Annotated in this window: 30 protein-coding genes; 7 read left to right on the top strand and 23 right to left on the bottom strand. The window is 67.9% G+C overall.

The window, feature by feature from the left end:
- Window positions 1-94: 94 nt before the first annotated feature.
- From ACH4UM_RS24020 to ACH4UM_RS23995, 6 genes are read right to left on the bottom strand one after another with little or no spacing between them, the layout of a single operon-like run.
- The gene (locus ACH4UM_RS24020; RefSeq protein WP_398182792.1) at window positions 95-1,807 is read right to left on the bottom strand and encodes a hypothetical protein; all 1,713 of its coding nucleotides are present in this window, start codon (window positions 1,805-1,807) and stop codon (window positions 95-97) included.
- Window positions 1,808-1,822: 15 nt separating this feature from the next.
- Entirely contained in the window at window positions 1,823-2,176 is a 354-nt protein-coding gene (locus ACH4UM_RS24015; RefSeq protein WP_398182789.1) for a hypothetical protein, read from the bottom strand.
- A complete protein-coding gene (locus tag ACH4UM_RS24010; protein ID WP_398182787.1) occupies window positions 2,173-2,601 on the bottom strand; it encodes a hypothetical protein in 429 nt (142 codons plus the stop codon). The genes ACH4UM_RS24015 and ACH4UM_RS24010 overlap by 4 nt, the downstream gene beginning before the upstream one ends.
- Window positions 2,602-2,961 (bottom strand): hypothetical protein, encoded by a 360-nt coding sequence (locus ACH4UM_RS24005; protein WP_398182784.1) that lies wholly within the window; start codon window positions 2,959-2,961, stop codon window positions 2,602-2,604.
- A gap of 20 nt (window positions 2,962-2,981) precedes the next feature.
- Complete coding sequence (locus ACH4UM_RS24000) at window positions 2,982-4,475, bottom strand: glycoside hydrolase family 25 protein (RefSeq protein ID WP_398182782.1); 1,494 nt, start codon at window positions 4,473-4,475, stop codon at window positions 2,982-2,984.
- A 9-nt stretch (window positions 4,476-4,484) separates the two neighbouring features.
- Window positions 4,485-5,408 (bottom strand): hypothetical protein, encoded by a 924-nt coding sequence (locus tag ACH4UM_RS23995; protein WP_398182779.1) that lies wholly within the window; start codon window positions 5,406-5,408, stop codon window positions 4,485-4,487.
- Window positions 5,409-5,596: 188 nt separating this feature from the next.
- On the opposite strand from ACH4UM_RS23995, the gene ACH4UM_RS23990 reads away from it, so the two are divergent.
- From ACH4UM_RS23990 to ACH4UM_RS23960, 7 genes are all read left to right on the top strand, one after another.
- On the top strand, window positions 5,597-5,815 hold the full coding sequence (locus ACH4UM_RS23990; RefSeq protein WP_398182776.1) for a hypothetical protein: 219 nt from the start codon (window positions 5,597-5,599) through the stop codon (window positions 5,813-5,815).
- 106 nt (window positions 5,816-5,921) lie between these two features.
- The gene (locus ACH4UM_RS23985; RefSeq protein WP_398182774.1) at window positions 5,922-6,407 is read left to right on the top strand and encodes a hypothetical protein; all 486 of its coding nucleotides are present in this window, start codon (window positions 5,922-5,924) and stop codon (window positions 6,405-6,407) included.
- Window positions 6,404-6,556 carry a hypothetical protein gene (locus ACH4UM_RS23980; RefSeq protein ID WP_398182771.1) on the top strand — a complete coding sequence of 51 codons (153 nt, stop codon included), beginning with the start codon at window positions 6,404-6,406 and terminating at the stop codon, window positions 6,554-6,556. Before ACH4UM_RS23985 ends, ACH4UM_RS23980 begins: the two co-directional genes overlap by 4 nt.
- Window positions 6,553-7,512, top strand: coding sequence for an NAD-dependent epimerase/dehydratase family protein (locus ACH4UM_RS23975; RefSeq protein WP_398182768.1), 960 nt, complete (start codon window positions 6,553-6,555; stop codon window positions 7,510-7,512). Before ACH4UM_RS23980 ends, ACH4UM_RS23975 begins: the two co-directional genes overlap by 4 nt.
- Before the next feature lies 1 nt (window position 7,513).
- The gene (locus ACH4UM_RS23970; protein WP_398182765.1) at window positions 7,514-8,530 is read left to right on the top strand and encodes a glycosyltransferase; all 1,017 of its coding nucleotides are present in this window, start codon (window positions 7,514-7,516) and stop codon (window positions 8,528-8,530) included.
- Window positions 8,527-9,393 carry a hypothetical protein gene (locus ACH4UM_RS23965; RefSeq protein ID WP_398182763.1) on the top strand — a complete coding sequence of 289 codons (867 nt, stop codon included), beginning with the start codon at window positions 8,527-8,529 and terminating at the stop codon, window positions 9,391-9,393. The genes ACH4UM_RS23970 and ACH4UM_RS23965 overlap by 4 nt, the downstream gene beginning before the upstream one ends.
- Window positions 9,393-9,605: a hypothetical protein gene (locus ACH4UM_RS23960; RefSeq protein WP_398182760.1), complete on the top strand. Its 213-nt coding sequence runs from the start codon at window positions 9,393-9,395 to the stop codon at window positions 9,603-9,605. The genes ACH4UM_RS23965 and ACH4UM_RS23960 overlap by 1 nt, the downstream gene beginning before the upstream one ends.
- Here the strand turns inward: ACH4UM_RS23960 and ACH4UM_RS23955 are convergent.
- The 17 genes from ACH4UM_RS23955 to ACH4UM_RS23875 all read right to left on the bottom strand — a co-directional run bounded on the left by ACH4UM_RS23955 (window position 9,602) and on the right by ACH4UM_RS23875 (window position 25,752).
- Complete coding sequence (locus tag ACH4UM_RS23955; RefSeq protein ID WP_398182757.1) at window positions 9,602-10,525, bottom strand: hypothetical protein; 924 nt, start codon at window positions 10,523-10,525, stop codon at window positions 9,602-9,604. The genes ACH4UM_RS23960 and ACH4UM_RS23955 overlap by 4 nt on opposite strands.
- The gene (locus tag ACH4UM_RS23950) at window positions 10,518-11,102 is read right to left on the bottom strand and encodes a hypothetical protein (RefSeq protein ID WP_398182754.1); all 585 of its coding nucleotides are present in this window, start codon (window positions 11,100-11,102) and stop codon (window positions 10,518-10,520) included. Before ACH4UM_RS23950 ends, ACH4UM_RS23955 begins: the two co-directional genes overlap by 8 nt.
- A gap of 12 nt (window positions 11,103-11,114) precedes the next feature.
- The gene (locus tag ACH4UM_RS23945) at window positions 11,115-14,021 is read right to left on the bottom strand and encodes a hypothetical protein (protein ID WP_398182751.1); all 2,907 of its coding nucleotides are present in this window, start codon (window positions 14,019-14,021) and stop codon (window positions 11,115-11,117) included.
- Between the two features lie 4 nt (window positions 14,022-14,025).
- Window positions 14,026-15,231 carry a hypothetical protein gene (locus ACH4UM_RS23940; protein ID WP_398182748.1) on the bottom strand — a complete coding sequence of 402 codons (1,206 nt, stop codon included), beginning with the start codon at window positions 15,229-15,231 and terminating at the stop codon, window positions 14,026-14,028.
- A complete protein-coding gene (locus ACH4UM_RS23935) occupies window positions 15,231-19,859 on the bottom strand; it encodes a hypothetical protein (RefSeq protein WP_398182745.1) in 4,629 nt (1,542 codons plus the stop codon). Before ACH4UM_RS23935 ends, ACH4UM_RS23940 begins: the two co-directional genes overlap by 1 nt.
- Window positions 19,849-20,235 carry a hypothetical protein gene (locus tag ACH4UM_RS23930; protein ID WP_398182743.1) on the bottom strand — a complete coding sequence of 129 codons (387 nt, stop codon included), beginning with the start codon at window positions 20,233-20,235 and terminating at the stop codon, window positions 19,849-19,851. The genes ACH4UM_RS23935 and ACH4UM_RS23930 overlap by 11 nt, the downstream gene beginning before the upstream one ends.
- Before the next feature lie 11 nt (window positions 20,236-20,246).
- The gene (locus ACH4UM_RS23925) at window positions 20,247-20,642 is read right to left on the bottom strand and encodes a hypothetical protein (RefSeq protein WP_398182741.1); all 396 of its coding nucleotides are present in this window, start codon (window positions 20,640-20,642) and stop codon (window positions 20,247-20,249) included.
- Between the two features lie 38 nt (window positions 20,643-20,680).
- On the bottom strand, window positions 20,681-21,247 hold the full coding sequence (locus tag ACH4UM_RS23920) for a hypothetical protein (RefSeq protein ID WP_398182738.1): 567 nt from the start codon (window positions 21,245-21,247) through the stop codon (window positions 20,681-20,683).
- 3 nt (window positions 21,248-21,250) lie between these two features.
- A complete protein-coding gene (locus ACH4UM_RS23915; protein WP_398182735.1) occupies window positions 21,251-21,502 on the bottom strand; it encodes a hypothetical protein in 252 nt (83 codons plus the stop codon).
- Entirely contained in the window at window positions 21,499-21,723 is a 225-nt protein-coding gene (locus ACH4UM_RS23910) for a hypothetical protein (RefSeq protein ID WP_398182733.1), read from the bottom strand. The genes ACH4UM_RS23915 and ACH4UM_RS23910 overlap by 4 nt, the downstream gene beginning before the upstream one ends.
- A complete protein-coding gene (locus ACH4UM_RS23905; RefSeq protein ID WP_398182730.1) occupies window positions 21,720-22,169 on the bottom strand; it encodes a hypothetical protein in 450 nt (149 codons plus the stop codon). The genes ACH4UM_RS23910 and ACH4UM_RS23905 overlap by 4 nt, the downstream gene beginning before the upstream one ends.
- Entirely contained in the window at window positions 22,166-22,528 is a 363-nt protein-coding gene (locus tag ACH4UM_RS23900; protein ID WP_398182727.1) for a hypothetical protein, read from the bottom strand. The genes ACH4UM_RS23905 and ACH4UM_RS23900 overlap by 4 nt, the downstream gene beginning before the upstream one ends.
- Window positions 22,529-22,600: 72 nt before the next feature.
- Window positions 22,601-22,933 carry a hypothetical protein gene (locus tag ACH4UM_RS23895; RefSeq protein WP_398182725.1) on the bottom strand — a complete coding sequence of 111 codons (333 nt, stop codon included), beginning with the start codon at window positions 22,931-22,933 and terminating at the stop codon, window positions 22,601-22,603.
- Window positions 22,933-23,379: a hypothetical protein gene (locus ACH4UM_RS23890; RefSeq protein WP_398182722.1), complete on the bottom strand. Its 447-nt coding sequence runs from the start codon at window positions 23,377-23,379 to the stop codon at window positions 22,933-22,935. Before ACH4UM_RS23890 ends, ACH4UM_RS23895 begins: the two co-directional genes overlap by 1 nt.
- Window position 23,380: 1 nt before the next feature.
- A complete protein-coding gene (locus ACH4UM_RS23885; protein ID WP_398182719.1) occupies window positions 23,381-23,836 on the bottom strand; it encodes a hypothetical protein in 456 nt (151 codons plus the stop codon).
- A 65-nt stretch (window positions 23,837-23,901) separates the two neighbouring features.
- Window positions 23,902-24,816, bottom strand: a complete 915-nt coding sequence (locus ACH4UM_RS23880) for a phage major capsid protein (protein WP_398182716.1) — start codon at window positions 24,814-24,816, stop codon at window positions 23,902-23,904.
- A 135-nt stretch (window positions 24,817-24,951) separates the two neighbouring features.
- Window positions 24,952-25,752, bottom strand: coding sequence for a hypothetical protein (locus ACH4UM_RS23875; RefSeq protein WP_398182713.1), 801 nt, complete (start codon window positions 25,750-25,752; stop codon window positions 24,952-24,954).
- Window positions 25,753-25,784 lie beyond the last annotated feature (32 nt).

The raw sequence follows: 25,784 nt of genomic DNA, 5'->3' as shown, positions 1-25,784 counted from the left end.
TCCTCGTAGTCGGGTGGCCACGGCGGTTCGCGGAACGGCCACGGCGACAGCCAGAACGGGCGTGGCGGGTCGTCGTCCACGGTCGGGGCATCCATCAGCTCACCCCGTACCACTGAGAGCCCCAGCCTGTGGTGATGAGGCTGGTGGACTGCTGCGTGAGGTCGAGGCTGGCGGGCAGGCTCGTCTGGCCGCTGAGCATGTTGCTGTAGCGCAGGTTCGGCGCGCTCAGGTTGGCGTTCACCGAGATGCCTGCGCCTGAGGCCTTGAAGGTGAACACGTTCGTGGACCAGGAGCCGTTGAGGAGCATGGCCACGTAGTACGCGCTGGGCGCGGCGGTGAACGGCGCGGTCAGGGCGAAGCTGATGGGTTTGGCGTTGCTGCCGACGACGAGCTGGCTGGACAGGTCTGCGGTGGCGCCCTTCAGGTTGCCGCTGCTGTCGTACACCCCGAGGTAGCAGTTGGTGAGCGCGGCCGCGGTGTCGACGCCGGCCAGGCCGAGCCAGATACTGCTCCAAGTGATCTGCTTCCGCAGGATGATTTTCGTGAGAGTGATGTGCCCGGCGACGCCCGCCGCGGACTGGGCCGTCACATGCCCGGCCTCGTCAGGATCGTAGGTCCACGCGAGCAGGCCCTGGTCGGATGGATAGTTGCCGGGGTAGTCGAGGTTGATGCCGGAGGCGGACGGGCCCGAGCCGGAGACCTTGACGACCTCGAGCGTGCTGCCCGCCTTGAGGAGGACCGGGCTGGCGTTGGACGTCTGTTGCGCCCACCTCAGCTTCAACTGGCCCGGTGTGGCGCCGGTGACGACGATGCCGTGCGGCAGGACCATCAGGCCGGCCAGCGTCGCGGAGGACGCCATCACACCCACGTCGCTGTTGGAGCCGAACTGGCGGGCGGCCATCTTCAGCTGCGCCGAGCCGTCCGGGACGGTCGTGCCGAGCGTGCCAGCTACCGGCGACCAGCCGCCCGTCGCTCCGGCCGGAGCGGTGAAAGTCAGCGTCGCGTCCGCGGTTTCTGGGCCGTCGAAGAGCAGCGTGGCCCGGAAGCGGTAGCTGGAGTTGGCGTCGAGCGTGGCGATCAGGTGCACGTCGTCGGCGACCGTGGTTGTGGCGGTGCGGGGCTCGTCCACCGTCTTGACCTTGAACTGGGTCAGGGCGGACAAGGCTGCGAGTTGCGTGTCTGTGTAGGCGCGGTCGCCGTGCGGGTCCGTGGCCGCAGCATGCGCGGACACCTTGGCGGTCGCGCCGGACTGCGTTTCGAGGACGGCCGTGTTGGTGATGCCGTGCACGCTCGTCGTGACCGCGGCATGCGCTGCCACCTTCGCCGACGCACCAGCCGTGGTCTCCAGCAGCGCGGTGTCGGCGATGCCGTGGACATCGGTGGTGTCGGCGTTGTGGACAGCGACAGCAGCCGCCGCCGTGCCGGCAGCGTCCGCGCCGATCTCGACGCCCGTGCTGGACTCCACCGGGGTGAGCGATGCCAGGGCGACCGTTCCCGCGGAGGCGGGCAGGCTGATGTTGTAGCTGCGGAGGGGGGCGCCGTCGAGCTGTTCGTCGACGCGGTACGTCCAGCCGCTCGGGCTGAAACCCTCGGCGTCAACCGCGAGGAGCGCCGTGGTGAACTCGCCGGACGCGCCAAGGGTGACGTTCTCCGTGCCGAGGGCGATGACGCCGTGCTCGGCGGAGACGACCCGGGACACGGATGGGGTGAGGCGGATCGTGCCCTGGTAGGCGTCGCCGTCAAGGGCCCGATAGCCGGACGCGCCAGCGGTCAGGGTGACGGTTTGAACACCAGGCGGGAACGGCATGGGTCAAACTCCAGTTCACACGTCGAGATGCCGCAGGTAGCGGGCTGCCCGCTCTGACATCGGCTCTGCCGGCGGCGGCTCCATGCCCGCCTTCTTGATATGCGATACGAGCGAGCGAAGCCGGAACAGGAGCCATCCGATGGCCTCGTCCTGCTCGGCGATGCGCTCCCGCTGCTTGTCCGCCTCGGTCTCTTGGCGCTGGACACGCTTCTCGAGACGTTCGATGGCCTTGCCTTGCTGCTCGGTGACGGCGGTGAAGTCGTCGCGGCGTTCCTGCCGCTTCGTTCTGCGCGCGGATCGGGCGGACACCACACCGCCGACTGCCGCGACCACTGCCATGCCGGCCTGGATCCAGGTGTCCACCGTCATCTGTAGCCCTCGACTCTTTTGGGCCGTGGCGCCTCCCGCCATCCGGCTACAACCAGCACGGGAACAGCGATCGCGGCCCACACCGCGGCGGCCACCCACCCCCGCGCGAAGTCGCCCTGCAGCCATGCGGTGAAGTAGGACAGCATCCACGGCAGCACGATCAGCGGCAGGGCGAGGAAGCCGGGCCAGTCCAGGCCCTGGGGTGCCCATGCTGAGGCGAGCGCGATCAACCCGGCTGTGATCCACAGCCAGCCCCACACGTGCAGCGGCAGCAGTTGGATCGCGAGACCCAGACCGGGCTGCCCGGTCTGCGGGGAGACGAGCTGCCCATACCCGAACAAGCTCCACACGGTGCCGTAGGACAGGAGGATCGCGCCGCGGCGGCCCAGCACGCGCATCAGCCGCCGGGCCGCCCGGCACCGCACTCAGACTCCCTGGGGCGGCGTGTTCGCGGGCGCTGCCGGGTTGGCCGGGGAGACCTGGCCGCGGGTGAGGAACATCAGTACGGCGAGGACCAGACCGTTGATCGCGGCAGTCGTGGTGGGGTCGACGTTGTACCCGAACGCGGCCACTGCCGATGCGACCGTGGCGACCAGCGTGGTGAACGCCTGCACGGCGATCGGCCGGGTCAGAGCGGCAGCGATAGCACCGAGGATCGCAGACACGCCCGCCACGACCCAGCCGGCCTGGTCCTGAGTGAGGCCGACGTTGAAGGTGACGACGAGGCCGAGGACGGCGGACAGGGTGTTGAGGTAGAGCGCAGGCTCACGGCCGAAGATTCTCATTGGGGTTCCGTTCTCGTGGGCTAGTTGGCGAGGCGAGTGGCGATGAGGTCTGCGACCTTGTCGGCGATCGCGGAGGCGAGTGCAGGGTTGGCGGCGACCTTGTCGGCGATTGCCTGCACCTGCTCGTCGGTCAGTCCCGTAGCCTGCACGGCGTCGAGCTTCTGGTCGACGCCCTTGACCAGGGCGTTGGTCTCCCGATCCTGGAGGAAGCCGTACCGGAAGTAGGACTCCATCGTCCAGTACGCGTTGCCGGTCGGATCCTTGGCACCGTCCGGGCTGGAGAGCACGTTGTCGGTCTTCGTGAGCGTTGTGACGTCGGTCGTGCTGAGCGGCATGTCTGCCTCCAGGATCTGGGCGATCGGGAAGGCGCCCGGGTCGCCGTGGTCGTTCTCGGGGACGTGCTGGTGGCCGCAGTGCCCGGTGAACGCGGACCATGCGGCGGTGGTCATGCGGACCCCGTTGCTGCCGTAGGACTGCGGGTAGGGCAGCCATTTGAGGCCGGAGGTGAGGGGCACGCCGTGCGCATCGTGCGCCCAGTGGGCGAAGTGGTTGAGGTCGCGGATCGCCCAGTCCGGGAGCTCCGGCATGTAGAGGTGCTGAATGCCAGCCTTCGTCCACGAGGCGTGCGTCGATGGGTCGCAGGTGCCGACGATCTCCACCTGGGCGACGTTCAGGGTGTTGGTTGCCATCTGCCCGGTGGCGTGGACGAGGGCGCGGGAGGACTCGTCGAAGTTGAAGTGCTGGTACCAGACAAGCCGCTGGTTCGCGAAGTCGGGGACCGCGGTCAGGTTGGGGGCGATCGATCCGCCCGAGTAGTCCGGCAGGGCAGTGGTCTCGGTGGAGTGCCAGGCGACCGTGTTGGTGGTCATCGGGTCGCCCGGGTAGGCGCTGCTGTACCAGTGGGTCGCGTTTGCGCCCGGGTAGATTTCCGCGCCTTTCGAGCTGCCGCCGGACACGCCGGCCCACGTCTTCAGCTCCGCCGCTGTCGCGAAGTTCGCCACGTCTTGGTCGAGGGGCGAGTCCGAGTACTGGTGGAAGCGCCAGGCCGCCGTGATGCGGGGCTGCCCAGCGGTGACGTAGTCGGCGATCCACAGGCCGTCGCCGCAGTTGGAGTCAGTATCGACGTTGAGCCAGCTGTTGCGGTCGGCGTAGACGATGACCTTGTGGCCGGGAGCCTTCGAGCGGACGCGGGCGATCCATGCGTCCTTGTAGGCGCGGGCCTGGGCGTCGGTGACGTTCTGGCCGTACCACTCCCAGTCCAGGCACAGCACGTCGCCCGGCTGGAGGTTGATTTGGGCGAGGAAGTGGTCGGCTTCTGCCGCCGCCGAGTTCGCAATGTGCGGGTAGTGGTAGAAGATCGTCACCAGTCCGGCGGCACGGGCGGTTGCCCGCTGCCCTGTCCACTTCGGGTTCACATAGGTGAGGCCCTCGGTGACCTTGATGCCGACGAACGACATGCCCGTAGTCGAGTACGAGGTCGACTGGTACGACGAGACGTCGATTCCCTTCAACATCGCGCCTCCTCAGCGGACCTTGTTGTCGTGCGCCCACGCCTGCATCAGGTCAAACGCCTGAACCAGGCGAGGATCCAGCGAAGGACCCGGAGAAGGAGTGGGCGCGGGAGGAGGGGAAGGCACCGGCGTAGGGGTCGGCTGCGGGGCCGGGATCGGGTTGGTCTCGCCCGTGAGTTCGGTGAACTGCTGGCCGAGTGCGTAGAAGCTGGGCGCGCCGGTGAAGTAGACGCCGGCCTTCTTCATCCCGTCGGCGTCGAGGACGACCCAGGCTTCGTCGACGTACTTCTTCCAGAAGCGCCAGGTCATCTTGGTTTCGGCGCCCCAGGTGACGATGCCGACGCCGTCCTTGTCGTAGGCGCCGGCCAGGACGCAGTGCCCGCCCTCGACCTTGGCGCCCCTGACTATGTCCCAGGTCTGGCCGTTGTCGAACTGGTCCATGGCCGTGTTGGGGAAGTTGATGCCGATGCTGATGGACCCGAACAGGGCGATGGCCTGCTTGATCTCGGTGAGGTTGGAGACGTCGAGCGACGCATAGGCGACGATCTTGTGTCCGGCAACTCCCGTTGTCCGCCAGTACTTCATGGCGTCCTGGATGTAGGTGCCCTGGTCGGTGGGGTTGTTCCCGGGAGTCCCGGCGTTCGGGTTGAAGCCGGTGACGTCCGAGTAGCCCTTGAGGATGTCGGCGTCGGTGGGCTCGACCTCGGCGGCGGAGCCGTAGAAGGTGAGCTGGTTGATCGCGTGGCCGGTCTCGGCCCACACGCAGTCGCCCCACGAGTCGTTGCCGTACATCGGCCAGGTGATCCGGTCGTCCTGCCAGTCCATTGATGCTGGCGGGGCGGCGAGCCGCTCGCGGAGGACGGCGGAGAGGCGGAGGTGCGGGCGCGCGGGTTGCGCGGGGAGTTTGCCGAGGCGTCGTGGCGGGTGTGTGGCCATATGGTTCCCCTCAGGACTGTCTATACCTTGGAATCGTAGCCTGAACCCCGCTAGTAACCTATGAATCACAGGTACCCTGTGGTCAGGTTCTTGCTCAGGAACCGGTGGCAGGGGTGTGGCCGTGCGGGTCTGCACCCCTGCCGCTCAAATCCCGCGCCAACCCGCACACGCACCCGCACAGGAGCGTCATGACAGACCCGACGAGCTATCGCGACCTCGCCTGCCGAACTCTCGAAAAGGCAGGACAGGCCCTCAACGAAATGCCGCAAGGCATGGTGAGCGCGGCCGAGATCCAGTCCCGCTCCGCAAGAGCACAGGCCATCGCCACAGTCGCCGCCGTTCAGGCACTAATCGAGATCGGCGACGTGCTTCGCGCGGCGCTACGGCAACCCGGGGGCGCCTCGTGACCGCCCTCGCCGCCGCGCTGGCGCTCCTGTTCGCGTACCTCGTCCTTGCGTCGACGCAGCCGGTTGAGGCGCGCATCGACTACACGCCCGCCGCCCGGAGTTCGCGATGAGCGGCCCGTGCACGCGCCCGGAGTGCGGCGGCGAAATCCACACCGACGGCTGGGGCACGCCGGTTCGGTGCCCGGCGCTCTACGAGCCGAACGCAACCATTTGCCCGCTCGTACAGCGGACACCGCACGACGCCCACGAGCACGAGGGCCTGCGATGCCCCGGATGGGCGCCCGCCGATGACGATGGCACGCGGCCCGAGCAGCCCCCGGAGCTGCCGGAGTTGGACCAGTTGCGGGCGGACAACGAGTCGCTGCGCTATCAGATCCAACGCGCACGCGAAGCCCTCGGCACCGACGAGCGCCTCGCCTGCTGCCTCAACTGCGGGCACGAGGCTGCCATTGCCGAGCTGGCTCAGGCCATTCGTCTCACCCGCGAGTACGTCGGCGAGGAACTGCTCCCGCCCATCGACGGCTGGTCCTGGTACGACGCGCTCCGCCGTCACGCCCCGCACGAACTGCCCGCCCCCGAGGAGCAGCCGTGAACACCGCCATCGCCATCACGGCGATCATCGCCGCGCTGCTCCTCGCCAGCACCATCGTCACAGCCGTCCGAGACGTCGCTAAAGCCAAGCATCAGGCCGCCACCTGCAAGCACTGCACGCACGACACCAGCAAGGAGACAGAGGCATGAAGGTACTGGTCACAGGGGGCAGCGGCTTCATCGCCTCATGGATCCGCAAGGAGCTCCTGGCGCGCGGCCACAGCGTCCTCATCCTCGACCACCAGGACCGCCGCCAGCAGCTCGCCGACGGGGAGGAGTTCTTCCTCGGCGACGTCCGCGACGCCACCGCGGTGACGGAGGCTGCCGCGCACGTCGACGGGATCATCCACCTCGCCGCGGTCCTCGGCACGCAGGAGACCATCAGCAACCCGCGCCCGTCCGCCGAAACGAACATCCTCGGCTCGCTGAACGTCTTCGAGGCCGGCGCCCAGTACAACCTGCCCACCGTCTACGCCGGAGTCGGCAACCACGCCTTCCGGCTGATCGGCACCGGCTGCTACACCATCACCAAGAGTGCGGCCGAGGATCTCGCGAGGATGTACAACCTGTACCGCGACGGCGGCCGCATCACGATCGTCCGTCCCGTCAACGCCTACGGTCCGGGCCAGTCGGTAGCCGCGCCATATGGCACCTCGAAGGTGCGAAAGATCCTCCCCGCCCTGACCTGCCGCGCCCTCACCGGAGCGCCGATCGAGGTGTACGGGGACGGCACCCAGGTCAGCGACTGCGTGTACGTCGAGGACGTCGCCCGCGCGTTCGTGCAGGCCCTCGATCACAACGCCGAGACCGGACGGCCTACACAGGTTCCCGTCGAGGTCGGCCCACTCGTCTCCCGCACCGTCAACGACATCGCCCGCCTGGTCGCCGAGTACGCCGCAGAGGTCACCGGCCGGGAGCCTGTCGGCATCAAGCACCTGCCGATGCGGCCCGGGGAGGTCCCGAACGCGGTCGTCTCCTCGGACACAACGACCCTCGCGCAGATCGGCATGACCGCCGCGGACTTCGTGTCCCTCGAGGAGGGCATCCGGCGGACCGTCGACTACTACGCCACCAACTGGCTCCCCGGATACCTGGCGGCGGCCTGACGTGCGGATTCACTTCTGGTCGGCTGATACGGCAGGTTCCGCCTTCTACCGGGCGCACCTGCCGGGGATGAGCCTGCAATGGCTCGGCCACGCCGTCTCCGCCGGGATGCGGCTGCCAAAGGACTGGCCGGCTGTGGAGACGGTGGTGGGCTGCCGGGTGGCGCAGCGGGATCCGTCGCTGATGTGGCACAAGCTGAAGGGGGAGGGGAAGCGGCTCGTCCTCGATGTCGACGATGACTACTTCCACATCGACCCATCCAATGCCAATGCGGCTCGTGTCTGGGACCTCGACATGCGCGGCAGGCTCGCCGCCAACATGGCCGTCGCCGATACGGTGACCTGCTGCTCCGAACCACTCGCCGCCGCCCTGCGCGACTATGCCGAGGAGGTCCGTGTGATCCCGAATGGGCTGCCGGCGCAGTATCTGGGTCTCCCCCGCGACTACGAGGCTGCTGGCAGGCCGTTGTCGGTGGGGTGGGCTGGAACGTCCTCGACGGTGGCTGAGCTGCCGGAGATCGTCCGGGCTTTGAACCGGATCGCGAAGTATCCGCGGCCGGACGGGGTGCACGTGCGGCTGGTTGGGATCGGTGCTGAGCAGGCGATGGGCCTTGGTCTGCGCGGCAGGCAGATCGGTGCGCTGGGCTGGGTGGAGCGGGTGGAGCACTACCTTCAGGCTGTCGGTGAGTGGGACATCTGGGTCGCCCCCTACCGGGATACGGCGTTCAACCGGGCGAAGTTCCCCACCAAGTTTCTTGAAGCGTCGATCCTGGGCATCCCGTTGATCGCTTCGGATATTGAGCCGTACCGGCGGGTTATCCGGCATGGGGAGAACGGGTTCCTCGTCCGCTACGAGCACGAGTGGGGCAAGTACCTCAAGCGGCTGGCGGATGATCCGGGGCTGCGGCAGCGGATCGGCATGGCCGCGCGTGCGGAAGCCTCGGGGTCCATCTTGCAGGCCATCAATGTTCAGTGGGAAGCGGCGCTCTCTGCGCCCGCAGCGGAGGGGAAAGCAGCGTGATCGACGGTAAGAGAGTGATCGCCTGGACGCCCTACGGGCGACGTCGGACGTACAGCATCCTCTTCAAGTACCTCCAGAGGGACTTTGAGGAAGGCCTGCTCGACGAGGCGTGGCTCTACATGAACACCGACCCGCAGGGCCAGGAGGACGACATCGCCTACGCCCACGAGCTGGCCGCGGAGTTCCCTACCTGGGTGAAGCTGAAGCACCGGCCCGAGGGCGTCAACCTGGGCCACCTGCCGAAGCAGCGGTACACCGGTCTCGCCTACCGCGCGATGACCGACGCCGACACCGTATACCTCCGCTTCGACGACGATGTGGTCTACGTCCACGAGGCGGCCGTCGAGAATCTGGTGCGCGCGCGGATCGAGATGCCTGCGCCGGTGGCCGTGTTCCCGATCATCATCAACAATGCGATCTGCTCCCACTTCCTGCAGCTGTGCGGGAAGATCCCCATGGAGTGGGGCGAGGTCCGCCCGTACTGCATGGACCCGACCGGCTGGGCCAACGGCCCGTTCGCCGTCCGCCTGCACGAGATGCTGCTCGACCATATCGAGGCTGGCACGGTGGAAGACCTGTACCTGTACCAGGACTTCCCGCTCGCGCCCGGCACCCAGTTCTCGGTGTCCTGCTTTGCGTCCCGCGGCGAGGACTACGCCGCCCTCCCCCAGCCGGGCGTCCTCGTCCCTGACGAGGAGGAAAGCTGGCACACGATCCATCAGCCGGTGGCGAAGGGCGTGCCGAACATTCTTCGCGGAAACGCCCTGGTCAGCCACTGGTCGTTCTTCCCGCAGCATCCGTTCCTCAACAACACGACGCTCCTGGACCGCTACCGGGAGCTTGCCGAGAAGGCGGTGGCGTGATGGGCCAGCAGGTAAGCCCAGATGCGGCCCTGGCCGCGTTCCGGAAGCGGTGCGGTGAGCTGGGCGACGAGATCGTGCTGTTGCGTGCTTACATCGAGGGCCTGGAGGCGGAGAACGAGCAGTTGAAGGCCGCCCAGCAGGCGCCAGCCGCCGACGTGGGCCAGCAGGTGGCGCCGGGGCAGCCCCACGGGGGCGCCGACGCGCCCGTCTAGAGGGTTCCGGGTGGGTTCACGATCGGCGTGTACTGATCGAGTGAGGTCGATGTGACGCCTGCTGCCTGCCCGGTGATGCCCCAGTTCCCGGCGGTGCTCAGGAACGAGCGGAACGGGGTGCTCACGCCAAGGCCGGCTGCGCCCCAGTCGCGCTCATACGAGGGTGCGTAGCCGGCGTTCCAGGTGAAGAAGGTGTACGACGAGGTCGTGACGCCGGAGAAGTTGATGACTCCCTGGAAGAAGCGCAGCTTGAGCCCGCATACGGTGACGTCCTGGACTTGTGGTGTGGGCGTGCCGGCGGATGCCGAGTTCTGGAAGGTGCCGTAGCTGGAGAGGTTCAGCCAGCCCGTGGAGAACAGATTGTTGGCGATGAAGTCGTCGTCGGTCTTGAGGGTGTTGGCTGCTGAGCGGTAGAGGTTGACGTCGCGGGCGGCGTTTCCTGGCCCGATCTCGATCTTCCCGTCGGCGTAGACGCGGACCCGGTCGAAGCCGTCTCCGGCCAGGAGGGCGCTGTAGGCGACGTCGGTGGTTGCGGACGCTGACCGCTGGTAGTTGGTGTTGAGGGAGAGGGAACCGCCCGAGGAGCGGCTGAGGGTGACGGTGCCGATCGATACGGTGCTGCTGGTAGACAGGGTGAGGTTGCCGCCGAACGTTCCGGAGCTGTTGGGGATCTCGATCCAGGACGCGGAGGCCGGCGAGGTGCCGTTGGAGAAGAACGTTCGGTAGGCCGTGTCAGTCTGCATGATGGCCTTGCCGCTGTAGGGCGACGACGGCCTGGTCGATGAGGTGCACGCGGCGAACCCGACGGCGGCGTCGACGCGGTCCCAGTTCTGGCCGATGTCCTGGGTGTAGTTGACCAGCTCGGAGCCGTCCGACTTGGACTTGTACAGGCCGAGGCGGCTGGTGGACGGATCAGGCATGGTGTGCTCCCATTCCGGCCGCGGACAGCTCCTTGGCCTCGATGTCGGTCAGTTGGCCTCGCATCGCCCGCCGTTGCAGGTCGACCACGCGTGCTCTCGCGGCGACACCTTCGGGCGTGATGCCGTGCTCGGCGCGGATCCGGTCCAGCGGGTCAGGGCGTCCCTTGGCGGAGGGCTGCACGCGCCCGCGGTTCTGCTTGGCGTCCGTCACCCGCGCCAGGTGTGCGGCTCGCGCGTCAGCGATCGTCGGCGCGTTGAACAGGTCGGTGGGCACCATTTGGCCTTTACGGGCGATGCCGGAGGGTGTGAGGGCGGGTGAGAGCATGCCTTGCCGGGCTGCCGCGTCCTCGGTGTCGGGGCCGCCTGGGGAGTGGACGAATTGCTCGTGGAGGACCACGTCCAGCAGCGTGTCGATATCGGTGGGATCGAAGCCGTACTCTGCGGCCCGCTGCTCCAGTGTGAACTTGGGGAACACGTAGGCGTGCCCGGTGCCGTCGGGCCGGGTCATGAGGATGGCCCAGCATTCCATGTTGGCGTTGGGCCAGTAGGTGTCGACGCTCTCAACGGTAAAGTCCATGATGTCCTCCTTTCAGACTCGGAATGACCAGAAGTAGATGGCCCCAGCACCGGAGAGTGCGGGGCTGATGGTGAGCGTGAATCCGGTGGTGGAGTTCGCGGTGATCGCGTCGGAGTGCACGATGTCGTCCTCGACGGTGCAGATCATCCGTGTGTTCGACGCGCGGGTGGTGCCGTAGTTGACGGCAAGGGACGTGGTGGAGGAGAAACCGACGCGGCCCATCATCAGGCCCTGAGTAGCTCCGAGGTCCACGTAGTCGGTCCACCGGCCGTAATGGTTCGTTTTTCCGACGTTGTCGAAGACCCAGTTGTTGGTGGCGGATGTGCCGTCGTCATAGCCGACCCATCCCTGCGAGGAACTTCCCCAGAACTTACCGCCGTTGGGGAAGTTGACCTGCGCCTGGCTGGCGTCGCCGTACAACTGTCCGCCATCCACCCCGCCACGGTTGTAGCCGGCGAAGAGCGCACCGGGTGATGCCCAGACGTAGCCGCCTCGTCGGGTTTGGTCGTCTACGCGGACGACGGCGAGCTCAGCGGTGACGGTGTTGAGGTAGGTGCGAGCGACGACCGGGATGCCGCCGTCGGTGAATTGACTGGAGTTCATACCGAGGTTGACGTCCGAGCCCGACGATGAGCCGTTGATGTAGCCGTAGTCGGTTCCGTTGTTGGCGTAGAAGCGGAGTTCTGGCAGGAACGTCGATGTCGGGTTGATCTCCAGGCGCTTACCTGTGGTCCCGGAAAGCAGCTGGCCGACGATGCTGACGGACCCGTCGGCGGAGGCGATGTTCACGGTCTGGGTGCCAGCCGCGTTGTATGCCTGCATGCCGGAGGAGTTGAGTTCGACGCGGGGTCCGGTGTCGGCGGTTTTGATGCGGGCGCCGACGATCCAGTCCGCGTTGATTGTCCCGGCGGTGACCTTGGAGACGGTGAGGTCGGAGATGTGCGCGTCGTCGATGAGGAGCGCGGTCGCCGTCGCAGAGTCGGACGGCCCGGACTTGTTGCCGGTCTTGTCGACGGCGACGACGCGGACGTATCGGGTGGTGGTCTCCTCGATCTGCACGGTGAACACGACGGGGATCTGCGCCTGGATCATGCCCGCGTTCGCTGGGGCTTTGCCTCGCAGCGTCGTCGAGTCCGGGGTGAACGTCGGCTCGTAGGAGACGTGGATCTCCAGGTGGTCGAGGTCGGACTCGAGGTTGAATGTGCCGCCCGAGCTCACGCCGAGCGTGTGCGTGATCTGCACGGCGATCCGGCTACCGGCTACCGACGGCGGGGCAGGCGTGGACGGCGGAATGTTGTCCGCCGAGGCGACGAATGTCGTCGTGGGCGACCAGGCGCCGACGTTGCCGGCCTTGTCGACGCCGCGGATCTGCACGTCGTACCCGATACCCGGGGAGAGGTCCTGCAGCTGGGCGGTGGTGGTGTCCCAGTTGACGACCATGGTCTGCCATTTGCCGGTCGGGGCGGCGAACGGCTGGCGCCATAGCTGCAGGTCTTGCCAGCGGACCTGTGAGACCTGCGACCAGCTGGCCGGGTAGATCATGTCGGTGTCGATGGCGTAGCGGATCTCGAAGTGATCCCCGTCCAGCACGGTGGAGCCGTCGACGTTGTTGGGGGCGTTCCAGGAGAGGACGACGCGGGCGCGGGTGAAGCCTCGGGAGTCGAGGTAGGCGGATCCGGCGAACGGAGTGATGAACGTGGGCAGGCCGGGCGTGCTGGTGTCGGCGTTGGGGCGGGAGCCGATGGGTTCGGTGCCGGTGTTGGTGAGCTGCCGGGAGAAGTCCCCGACGGTCACCGTGCTGGTGCTGTCGGTTTCGAACTCGACGTACTGGGTGAGGTCGATCCACGTTCCGCTGTTGCTGCGGTAGGCGACCGTGTACCCGTCGGTAATCGCCCACGACGTTTCGATCACTTGCAGTTTGATGGGGTTGATCCGCACGCCCCGGAACGTGATCTCCGTGGTGGGGTCGACCAGGCCGGAGTCCGGGTTGTACACCCACACGCGGTCGCCGACCTGGAAGGTGCCGTGCACGTCGTAGTCGGCGGTCGACAGGGTGAGCGCGTTGCGGGTCGACGTGAACTGGCTGAGTGCGAGCTGGGCGCGGGTAGCCGCATTCCCTGACGCCGTGTCCGACTCAGAGATCAGGCGGGTCAGCTTGAGCGGGTTGCCGTGGATGTCCTTGTACGGGGTGGAGGGGGCGATGTCCGCCGTGCCTGTGGCGATGCTGGTGCCCTGCCCCTCGGCGAGGAGCACCACGCGCGTGCTGTAGTCCTCCACGTCGCGGGTGACGTCCATGCTGCCGGGGAGCGCCCGAAGCGCCATGTCCTCGCCGGCACTGCTGGACAGGATGACGCAGGTCGGATTGATCGTGAACAGGTTCGCGTCCGGGCCCGCGTCCAGGGTGCCGTTGCCGTTGACCCGCCACGACACCGGCACTGAGGTGGTGGACATCGTGTCGCACACGTAGGTGATCGCGGCGCGGGGCGATTCGTAGCGGTGGCTGCCCGTGTACTGGCCAGAGACGCTGTAGATGGTGCCCGCGGTGACCGCCCCGGACGCGGGCAGCAGCATGTTGATGGCGGTGGCGAAGCTGGTGGAGGCCGGTGCGACCGTGTTCTCGTAGACGTCGCCCTTGCCGTCCTCGTCGCCCAGCCAGAACGCCATCCCCACCCCGCCCACGGACAGGTCGTCCTGGGGGGCGCTGGTGCGGCCGTCGTCGCCGATCGTGCGGGTGCGGAGGACTCCGACGTAGCGGGCCGTGGTGAGGAGGTTGTCGCCGTACTGCAGCGGGTCCAGCCTGCCCGGGACGATCGCGACGTGCCCGAAGTAGTCCAGGCTGTCGAGGACGTCGCGGGGCGTGCCCGGCTTGAGTTTGACCTGCCACGAGCCGAGCGCTTTGAGGACTTCCTGAACTGCCACGCCGCTACCTCCGAACTCCGTAGACGGCTTCCGGCATACAAGCCGTGTACTGGTTCCGCAGGTCGGTAGCCGCGTCCCCTGACACTGCGGAGCCGCCGCCGGCCACGGCCCCGATCCAGAAGTCCATGGCCGTGGCCGAGGTCTTGGTGAGGCCGCCGTTGGTGTGGGCGGAGAAGGAGCGGGCGGAGCCGACGGCGAAGCGGTTGCCGTCGGAGTCGTTGGCGGTGGCGGTGACGTACCCGGACGCCGCGAACGAGGTGTTGGTCTCCAGGGTGCTGCGGTAGGCGGCTAGCGTGGCGGAGGTGCCGGTCTGCAGGTAGCCCTCGACGAAGCGGGACCCGCGGCGCAGCGTGAGGTCGAGGGTGGCCCGGCCGGGGTTGAGGCCCTTGACGAGGCGGAGGATCGCCATCTCCGGGTCGTTGCGCAGGAGCGTCGCACCGTCCCACGACGGGATCGACGAGCCAGAGCCGGCCACGGAGACGTTCCACAGCTTCGAGTGCCAGGCACTGCCGGTGTAGGCCTGCACGTCGAGGGTGGCGCTGGCGCTGGTGGTGACGTTGACGAGGCCGTTGGACAGGGCCCAGCCCGTCGCGGCGAGGGGCACGTCGGTGCCGTACACCTCCTGCCCGCCTGTCGTGGTTGCCCGGACCCGGCCCGAGAGATATGAGGTGGGCGGGCAGCCCCAGCGTGGGGAGACGTTGGCGGGCACGCCGCGGTACACGGTGATCGTGCCGTCGGCGGTCGTGCGGGTCATCGTCGACGGGTTGGTGGAGCCCGTGTAGTAGCCGTAGTGCCCGATGGGCGGCGCGTGCCAGCGTTCCCCGGTCAGGGAGAAGTCGTTGAGCCGCACGGCGCCGGTGAGCCTGCTCTGCAGGTCGGTTTCGGCGTCGGAGCCGATCCTGTCCAGCGAGACTTTCCAGTCGGCGGTGACGACCTCGCCCAGGTACTCGGTGTACGTCGACGAGGCGGATTTCACGGCGTAGTAGCCGTTCCGCTCGGGCTTGTCGGTGAACGTGACAGGCATGACCTGGCCGGGGATCAGCGCGTTGATGCCGTCGTGCCGGGCGATGACCTGCGCGCGGGTGAGCGGCGGGTTCGACTCCTGCCCACTCAGGTCGAGGGACCGGTCGCCGCCAGCCTCGGTCGCGACGAACGTCTCCCGGAGAGGGATGCGGCCGAGCTGGACGTCGCCCCAGTTGAACAGGCCCATCAGGCACGGCTCCTATCAGACTTGCGGATGGCTTCCTTCATCTCCGCGACCAGGGCGTTCGCTGCGGCCCGGCGGCTGGCTGGGCTGGAGAAGTCGAACGTGCCACTGATGTTGATCGCCTGGATCGTGACGCCTGCCCCACCCCGCAGCAGCGCCTCGAACTGTGCGGTCTGCTGCGCGTCGAGGATCCGCTCCGGCCGTCCGGTGGCGTTGACGGCCATCGTGGCGCCCGGCTGCAGCAGCCCGCCGCCGTCGTACTTCGTGGCCGGCGCGAAGCCCCACTGGGAGGTGAACAGGGGGTCGTTGTAGCCGCGGGCGCCCTTGCCCATGTGCACGCCGCGGCCACCGCTGGACTCGAAGTTGATTCCGGCGAGGGTGCCCGCGGTGTGGCCGACGCCCGCGTTCGTGATACCGATCATGAACGGGGACTGCAGGTTGCGTACCCAGCCGGAGGTTCCCGGAGGGAAAGCGCCAGTCGCCCAGCGGCGGTGCGGGCGCTCCCCGCGGATCACGGACTCGATGGCGCTCATGAAACCGGAGCAGTCCCATGACGGGTTGCCGTTACCGGCCCACTGGTACGGCAAGCCGACCTGCGTCTTCGCCCACGCCAGCGCCCGCTGCACCGCCGGGCCGCCGACTGCCTTCTTGTCCTCGTTGGTGAACCAGGACAGCATGCCGTCGACGCCCTTGTTGACGAGGCCGCGCATCAGGCTGCCGATCCCGGACTGGGGAATGCTGTTGATGAGGGGTCGGACGAGTGAGGACAGGGCTTTGCCTGCCGCGTCGCGCAGGCCGCCGACCACGACGTCCTTCACCCAGGAGGCGGCGGATCCGATCGCGCCGCCGATGGCGCCGACGATGCCGCCGGACCCGAAGTGCTGGGATGCCTGCTGGCGGCGGCGTTCCTGCTGGTTGCTGGGGTTGCCGCCGGTTTTGGTGGGGCGGTCCTTGCCGAGGATGGCGTCGATGCCGCGGTGTCCGCCGAGGGCGGCGACCTGCTGCTTGGAGAGGATGCGTTCGCCGGGGGTGAGCATGGCCGGCACGGTGTCGGTGTTGCCGGTGCCGGGGACGATGCCGCCGCTGTTGAAGCCGAGACCGATGTACGGCAAGGTGATCTTGGAGGAGATCTTGCCTGCGATCGAGTTCCACATGCGGCGGATGCCGTCGTTGTAGACGGTGCCGATGACGAACTTGATCGGACTGGCGATCTTCGATTTGACGCCGTTCCAGATTGTTCCGAGCGCATCCCGCAGCGTGGAGAACGCCGTCTTCATGCTGTTCTTGAACGAGGTCACCTTCCCGCTGATGGTGGAGAAGATCCCCGCAACCTTGTCCCGGACGCCGCCCCACAGCGAGTTCCACGTGTCCGTGATCCCGGTCTTCAACTGCGAGACGCTGGACTTGACCCAGCCCCACGCGGTGGAGATTCCCGACTTCAGGCCGCTCCAGAAGGAGTCCCACTTCGAGCGGACGCCGTCCCACAGCTTGTGCCACGTGTCCACGACCCAGTTCTTCAGGTCGGTGAACAGCTGCTTCGTCTTCGTCCACAGCGACGTGAACCACTGGACGATCGCCTTGACCAGGTCGGGGATGATCGAATGCCCGACCAGCGTGTCGTACAGCCACTGGAAGCCTTCGACGATCCAGTGGACGACCTTCGTGACCGCGTCGGTGAACGTCGTCAGCCACCCGATCACCGTGGTGATCACAGGCACCAGAATGTTGATCGCCCCCGCCAGGACAGTCGTCAGCAGCTGTGCCAGGCCGACGATCAGCGGCATCAGCGGGGTGATGACCTGCATGGCCAGGTTGAGGAGGGACACCGTGAGCTGGGCAAGCGGCTGCATCAGCGGCATCAGCGCTTGCAGGAGCGGCGGGAACAGCGGCGCCAGCGCGCCCAGCAACTGGCCGAACATTCCCACGACCGGCACCAGTGCCTGCACGACCGGCGCCAGTCCTTGCGCGATCGTGGCAACGAGGGGCACGAGCGCGTCGCCGACCGCCTTCACGACTGGTGCGATCGCCGTGACGATCGCCCCGAGGAGGTCACCGATCGGCTGCAGCAGCGGCATCACGGCCTGCACCAGACCGACGATCACGCTGCCGATGTTCGTTAGCACCGGCAGCAGCGCCGTGATGATCGGCGTCAGGGCCTGACCCAGCTGCCCGAGGAACTGCGACAGCACCGGCCCGAGCTGGTCAGCCAGTTGCGTGATGACCGGTGCGAGAGCGGCGAGCAGCGGCATCGCCGCCTCGATAGCCGCGCCAAGAGTGCCCGCCACCAGCTTGGCGATCGAGTTGATCGCCTGGAAGATACTCGCGAGAGCCTTCTGAACCTCCGGCATGGAGGTGATCCGGCGCAGCTCCGCGAACACCGAACCGAGCGCGCCCAAGGCATCCCCGCCGCCCTGCGCTGCGGCCTTCAGGATGTTGTTGACGGTGACGAATGCGTCCCCAAGCACCTTGCCGAACTGCTTGGCGATCTCTACGCCGCGGTTGATGGCATCAGCCAGCGCACCCGACTTGAACGCGGCGCCGAGTTTCTGCGAGATGGTGTCAGCGGCGCCGGCCGCCGCAGCCGTCAGGCGGGCGAAGGCGGGACTGGCGGCCACGGAGATCTGCGTCAGACCGGTGATGATCTGCCCGGGGATCCGGGTGAGCGGCCTCATGCCGGCGTTGAGGCCGTCAAACATCTGTCGCAGCGTGCCCGTGCGGGCGAGCTGGATGACGGCGTTGGCGGCGTTCTTCGCGGTCTGGTTGAGGATGCTGGCCGTGCCCGTCAGCCCAGCCCGCAGCGTCGGCAGGACAGCCGTCGACAGGGTGGTGAACGTCCGGCCCAGCCCCTGGAACAGGGCGTCCTGCACATCCAGCTTCAGGCCGCGCCAGGCGTCTCGCTGCGCGAGCACAGCGTCCACGAAGGCACGCGCGTTCGGCGACAACCTCGAAAGCGCGTCCGCGGTCTTGTTCGTGGCGATCGCTCCGGAGGTCTGCGCCTCAGCCAGGGCCCGTGCCGCGTCGGCGGCTTGCTGCTGTGCGTCGGCGATGGCCCGCGCCCCGTCCTTGGCGGCCTTCGCAGCCGCGGTCTGCGCATCAGCGACCGCCCGCTGAGCGTCTGCGATCTTCTGCGCGCCGGCCTGCGCGGTGCGCGCCTGCTCGATCTCCGCGTCCTTCAACGCGCGCGTCTTGTTGGTCACCTGCTCGTTGGCGTCGGCGATCTTCTGCTTGGCGTCGGAGACTTTCTTGCTGCCTTCAACTCCGGCCTTGTTCGCGTCGGCGGCCTGCTGCTGGAGCCGGGTGGTTTCGGTCTGCTGCTCTTGCAGGGCCTGGACAGCGCGGTCGTACTGGAGTTGCGCCTTGTCGAGCTCTTCCTTGGTGGCCTTGGATCCCTTTGCCTTGACCGCGTTCAGGTTCGCCTCGGCGTCCTGCAAGTCCAGCACCTTCTGCCGCTGGTCGAGCTGGGCGTCGGCGAGCCGGTTGTTGAGATCCTCGAGGTCTTGGGCGGCTTGCTTGCGGGCGTCGTTCAGATCAAGTTGCGCCTGCCTGGCTGCGCGCTGGGCGTCGGCGAGGTCTCGCTCCGCCTGGGCTACGGATTCGGCGGCGCGCCGGTTGGAGTCGGCGACGTCAGAGACGGTCGTCTTCAGGTTCCGCTGGGCGTCTTCGATCTGCCGTGCGGCCTGCACCCGGGCTTCCGCGGCTCGCTCTTCGGCGTCCTTAACGCCCTGCTGGGCCTTCGCCAGGGACCGTTGCGCCGCTTCCACCCGGCGCGTCGCGGACTCGGCCGCTCCGGCGCTCTTCGTGGCCGGCGCGAACGCGGCTTTGAAGGCGTCCCCAATCCCCGACGTGCCAATCTTGATGGCGGCGAAGGCGGCACCCAGAGACAGCACAGCAGGGGCGGCAATAGCCGCGGCCGGCCCCATCTGAATCATGGCCTGCCCCAGCGACGCCATCGTCGGCAGAGCGCCGATCGCCATCGCGGTGAGGCTGCTCAAGCTAGACGTGAGCGCACCGATCCCGCCCGCACCACTCCCTCCGCCTCCGAGAGAGCCAGTGAGCCGGGACAGCGCGGACCGGTCAACGTCCACGCGGACGTTCATGCGCCGGTCGCGGGTGAGGATGTCGAGGCGGGCCCGAGCGTCGCCGGTGTCGGCATCCGCTGTAACCCGCGCATTTCGGGGGCGCGTCAGCAGGGCGAGGTCGTCAGCAGCTGTGCGCGTGTCGGCGTCGGCGAGGATCCGCGCGGTGCGGGTGCGGGTGAGGAGCGCCAGGTCGTCGGCCGCGGCCCGGGTGTCCAGATCGGCGATGATCCGGACGGTCCGGTCTTTGGTGAGCTCGGCGAGCTGAGCCTCGGCGATCCGCCGGGCCCCGTCCTGCAGCTGCGCCAGGACGTCGAGCGTGCGACTTTGCAGGGCGAACCGGCCGAGAGCCGTCTGGTCGAGGTTGACCTTGACGTCTAGGGAACGGGGCCGTATGAACCTGTCGAGCCGGGCGACCGCGTCCCGGTCGTCCAGTTCGAGGCGGATGCCGACCTTGTTCTTCGCCGACTGCAGGCGGCGCATGCTGCGCTCGTAGGGCGACTCGTCGGCTGTGACCTCGACGTAGCCCTCGGCGATCCTGAAGCTACCCGCCACCTGCGCTTCCTCCGCTCACGATCCCGGGGAACATCACCCGGAACGCCGTCAGCGAGACCTCACGGTCCTCGCCGTTGCCCTGCCGCACGGGCGGGGCATCGCTGTGTGTGCGGGTTGTGGTGGTACCGGTCGGCTGCTGCTCGCGTTCCTCCTCCACGCGGGCCGCCATCACGCCCTGGTAGGCGGTCAGCCGGTGCGCCAGGGCGAAGTACCTGCGCGAGCTGATGTCGACTTGCTCAAGGTCGATGCCGTAGATGGCAAGGAAGTCCGCGTCGATGTCCGCTTCGTGGTGCAGAACCCACGCGATCTCAGAGATGCGGTCCCACACCGGTTCAGACAGGTCGGCTCTGCTGAAGCCGTCCGCCAGGAGGCGCATCCAGTCCGTGCCTACTTCCCTTTTCCCTCCTGCTTCTCTCCCCGGCCCAGGGACAGGTCGATGACGATCTGGATGATCTGCTGCAGCTGCTCGTCCTTCAGGCCCTTGGACTTCTCCAGCGCCTGGTAGGCGTCCTCACCGAGGACACGGGTGAGGAGAGTCGGCGCCGCGAACTGCTCGCCACGCTCGCCGGCCTTGCGCAGGTACTCCAGAGCGGCGCCCGGGGGGATTTCCTTAGGGATCGTGTACTCGTCGTCACCGATGTAGAAGAGCGTCACTCGCTCCTCTTCGATCTCGTCGTCGGCGGCAATCCGGATCGGCTCGAAGTCCAGATCGCCGCTGACGGCGGGCTTGGCCGCGGCACGCTTGCGGGCTGCGGTGCTCTGGCGGGTGGTGGTGGATGCCATGGGTGGTGCTCCTCGCTGCGGACAGGGACGATCGTCGGCTAGCTGGTCTGGTCGACGATGTGGATGGGGCTGATGGACGACGACACGTAGTGGCCGGAGAACTTGACCCCGTACACGGTCTGCTTGTCCTTCGTGTAGGCCATCTCGACGGCGTCCGTGGACAGCGCCTTGCGGACGATGACCCGCCTGGTGAACGCGGACGTGCCGGGCGCCCAGCCGTCGAACAGCAGCGCCTTGTACGTCGGCTGCGTCGCGGACGACGCGAACGACGGCTCGAAGGACGAGTAGCCGGCGCCGGACGCGCTGGTGCCGCCGTTGAGGGCGAAGCTGAGGTTCGACAGCGTCGCCTCGGCCATGCTGGTCTCGACGGTGAACTCGCGCTTCGTCAGCCGAGAGCCGACGCGGTCGACGACCTGATCGACCTCGAGCTCGACGTAGTTCTGGTCGATGCTGAGCTTGACGCCGTCCTGGGTGCCGCCGACGTCCGTCCACGTGGATGCGGGCGGGGCCGTGTTGATGGCGGTGTCGGCCGGCTCGGTCGCACCGAATGCGGCGGAGTACAGGGTCGCCGGGCCCTGTACGAGGTTGGTTGCGGTGACCGCCAAGGGTCAGCCCTCCTTGTTCGCGGCCGTCTTGGCGGCCTTGCTGGTTGCGGCCGGGGCGGGCGCCTGGGCCTGGTCAGGTGTGGCCGGGGCGGAGGCCGCGGCGTTCTCGACGGCGGCCGGAACATCGCTGGACGTCTCGGCGTGGCCGGCGTCGTCCTGGGCGATGAGGCCTTGCCGCTTGAGGTCGAGGTATTCGGCGTCGTCGACCTCGATCTGGACAGTGGGCTGCATAGTGGTTGTGATCTTGTGGGTCACCGGAAGTCCTTACGGTCGAGCGGCCAGGTCACGGAGGCGAGCTGTGGGTGAAAGCGGATCTCGAGGGTCTGCTCAGGCGGGATGTCACGCGGGCACGGGATGACGCGGACGTCACCGGCGAACAGGAACTCCATCTCCGCCCTGTCGTGATGGACGAGGACCCGGCCGTTCCAGGTGAGGAGGTCCCGGGACAGGGCGCCTTGGAGGGCATAGCGGCTCATGACGGCACCTCCACCCAAGCCAGGACGAGACCCGGGATGCTGTACCGGGCGTAGGAGGACGGGTCGTCGGGGATGCGGCGCGGCTCCCCCGTCGTATAGGCGGACAGCACCTGCGCGGCCGGATAGCCCGCCGGTAGGGTGACGCTCCGCGGGATGGCCCGGTGGTCGTAGCAGGCGGCCTGAATCGCCTCCGCCAGGACCGCCGCCTTGTTCCACGGCGGCTTCTGCGACTGCGGATTGACCGCCCAGCAGTCCACGCCGATGACCGGCTCCCGCAGCGGCACGTACAGGTTCGGGGTGCCGCCCGCGGTGACGAGCGTGCAGAACCCCGACGCCGCCCAGGACGAGTTGTCCTTGGGCAGGGTGGTCGCAACACGGTCGCCGACCACGGTCTTCAGCCAGGCGGTGGCTACCAGCTCCGGTGTAGCGCGCAGGAGGAGGCTCATCCGGACCTCCGCTGATACAGGGCCGGACGCAGGTACGGCTGGGGACGAGTGCCGGGATGGTTCACGCGCGCCACCGGGTGGTCGGCGTCCGGCCAGGACAGGGCCTTCTTGTTCCGCGGCAGGATCACGTGCGGGCTGGTGCCCATCTCGACGTCGGTGGCGTAGTTGACATCGAGGGAGCCGACCCGCAGCACCTTGTCGTGGACCTCGGCGCGCAGGCTCTCGGCGAGCCGGCCGGAGCGCTTGGGCACGTACTCGCGGGCGTCGGTGAGGATGGCGCGGCCGATGACCTGCTCGAGCCACCGGTTGACGGCACCATCCAGGTGCGCCTGCGCGGACGAATCGATCCGCAAGGTCATGGCCGCCCTCCTCTCCGGTGGGTGGTCGTCGCCGGCCTGCCCGGTCTCCCCGGGCGTGTGGCCGTTGTTTGGTTAGGTGGTGCGCCGCAGATCCAGTCGCAGATCCGCGGTGAGTGCGGGGTTGGCCATCGAGGAGACGGCGTCGACGCTGTAGATCGCGCCGGTGCGTTCGTCCCGTATCCGGTCCTGGTCGGTGATGTCCGTGCCGGCCGCTACGCGGGCGACCGCGTAGCGGACGATCCTCGGGGTCGGGTCGTCGCGGGTGGTGACCCGGCGGGTCTGCTCGGTCAGCGAGGCGGGGAGGCCGGTGTAGACGGGGGTGTCCACGTCGGCCTCGTCGCCATAGGCATCAGTGGTGGTGCCGCGGAGGATGGCGATCGTGGTGGTGGCGATGGCTACCGGCATCACGGACCTCCCGTGTACGGAGCCCACAACTCGTGCTCGTCAGAACCGTAGGAGAGCGGATCGCCGACGATCGGGCCCGAGCCCTCGATAGCGGAGCGGATGTGCACCGTCCGAGAGCGCATCCACGACACCCGCTTCAGGGAGCGGGCTGCCATGGGTGCGAGGACCAGGCCGTCGCCCTGCAACGTGGTCGAGACCTGATCCTGCTGGATCTGCGTGGCATCCAGCCGCGTCTCCAGCCCGAACTGGCCTGCCAACCAGGCTGCTTGATGGGCGACGGCCTGGCCCAGCCAGTAGAGGTCACGCGTCCGCATCCGGGCTTCGTCGCCCCAGATACGGTTGGAGAAGACCTCGATGTTCTTCTGCGCCTGGACAAGCTGCTGGTCCGTCACCGTCACCCCGGTGGAGTCGATGACGTCCTGCGCGCTCGCCCAGGCGTTGACCATGTCAGCCCTCGCTCTTGCTGCTGCTGGTGTCGCTACCGTCGCTTTCGATGACGTCGCGCGGCGTGGTGGTGTCCTCCGGCTGGTGATCGACAGAGGAGGGCACGGTCTCCACCGAGTAGGACAGGATGAGCGACACTCCGTCGGGGTGCTCCTCCTGGCCGTCGAAGGCGACGTCGCCGCGCGGGTGCAGGCCACGCTGGATCGCCTCGCCCACCAGGGCGGCACGGTTCGCCTCGTGCTGGTAGTCCTCGCCCGTCCAGCGTGCGGCCGGGACGACGAACTCCTTGATGTGGCGGGTGCCCTTGGCGCCGTCGGCGGAGCGTTCGTCGACCTCGACGTCGGGTGCGCCGGCCTTGGCGGGGAACTGACGCTGCCGGATCTGCTCGCGGTTTTCGCCCTTCGGGGCCTGTGCCTGCGTGTCGCTGGCGGCCTTGCTGGGCGTCTTCCTGGTTGCCACGGCTCACCTCCCTTGCTTGCAGGGTCGTACCGCCCGGAGCCGTCGGGCGGTACGACGTGAGGGGGTTAGCCGACGAGGATGGACGCGCCGTTGGGGTGGCCGTAGGCCCAGCCGCGGCGGGCGCGCATCTTCAGGATCGACTCGTCCGTCAGCGCGGACAGTCCGTTGCGGCCGTCGATGAACACACTCTCGGGTCCGGAGCGGACGCCGAGGAGCATGAGCTCGGGGTTGACGAACGCCATGAGCGGGCGGCCGGTCGGCGTCGGCGTGGCCGTCGCGGACAGCTTGGCGCCGAGGCTCCAGCGGACCGGGACACCGAACACGGTGTCGGGGGTGCCGGACAGGCCCTCCATGAAGATGGGCCGGTTCTGGGAGTCCAGGACGCCGCGGAGGCTCTTGCGGAACCCGGGGTGAGCGATGGCGATCATGGAGCCGGGGTCGAAGTAGTCGCCGGATTCGACGTTGCCGATGGCGGTGGAGAACTCCGCGTAGCTGGGGGCACCTGCGGAGGCGGCGGTGGTGATGTTCGTGCCGCCGGTGTAGCTCAGGGTGGCGTCCGTGGTGTTCAGCAACTGATAAAGGCTGGTGAACGGGACGGTGGTGCCGTTGGAGGCGGCACTGACGGCGAGCGACGCGTTGTCGATCATCTTGGCGTAGGACTTGCCCCAGCCGATCATCTTCGCCTCGATGACGTTCGCCACCGAGTCGTCGATGTCCTCCTCGGCGATACGCGCGGCCTTACCGAACTTCACCGCAGTGAGGAGGACTTCGTCGTTGAGGGAGGTGTCCTCACCGTAGGCGCCACCCTTGGCGACGACGTCCACGCCCATGCCGGCAGTCCGCGGCACGTGCTTGGTGTCGGAGCCCATGGGAATGCGGGCCGCGAGGGACTCGACGACGGAGACTTGCGTGATCGACTGGACGACCCGGGAACTATCCCACTCTTCTGGGATCCAGGCTTCCATCGTATTGCGGGCCACGGTTGCCCTCCTGTGGGCGTCGTGATGGGGAAGCGTCTGTCGGCTCGGGCCCCATCACGGGCGCCTGCAAGCAAGGGCGGTGGCGTGCTCCGATCACCGGAGCAATTCACCTGATGCTGAATATACCTGTTGTGGTCAAGCCCTGCCCAGAAGTCGCGCAGCGTGCAACTCCGCCGTCGACTTGGGCTTCTCCTGCGCTGGCTGGCGCGGTGCCCCCGTCGGCCGCGGCTTCGGCCGCCGCACCGGAGAGGCGAACAGCTCCGGATAGTCGCGGCGCAGCTCATCCACCGCGGCCTCCAGGCCGGACACGGAGCCGTCGTCGTCGACGTCCAGTGCCTCGGTGTCCACCAGCTTCAGCAGCCGCTTGAGGCGACTCTCGCCCTTCTCCCGCGCGCTCTGCGAGTCGGGGTCCTTCTCCTCCTGCAGAAACGCGAGCGCCCCCGCCTCTATCAGGGCGGAGCGGGCCGCGGTGCGTACCAGGGGTGCCCGGTACCGCTTTTCGCCCTCCTCGCGGGCTTCGCGGAGCGCCTTCTCGTGCTCGGTCTCGTCGCCGCGGGCCTTCTCCTCCAGTTCCTTGTTGCGGAGCCGGTGCCGCTTGGCGTCGTCGTTGGCCTTCTTCAACGCAGCCTGCGTGCGCGCCCACTCGTCCTTCGACGGGGGCTTGAAGTCGTCCGCCTTGTCGTCGTCGGTCTTCTTCGCCGGGGGCTTGGGCTTCGGCTTCTCCTCCGGCTCCGCCTCGTCCTCGACATCTGTCTCGGTGTCGGCTTCACCCTGGTCGTCCGGCTCGTCGTCGACCTCGATGTCGATGTCCGGCCCTTCATCCGGCTCGGCACCGCCGGCTATGACGTAGATCGGGCGGCCGTCGGCGCGGTAGCCGAGGACCGTGCCGGGCGGCAGGCTGATGCCGTCGGCTGGGGTCGTACTGTGGATGCCCATCTGGTGCTCCTCCATCACGGGGGTTGGCGGCT

The sequence above is a fragment of the Streptomyces sp. NPDC020801 genome (assembly GCF_044334385.1).
GTDB lineage: Bacteria > Actinomycetota > Actinomycetes > Streptomycetales > Streptomycetaceae > Streptomyces.
The sequence above is the reverse complement of the archived record's forward strand: the minus strand, read 5'-3'. Positions and strand labels throughout refer to the sequence as shown.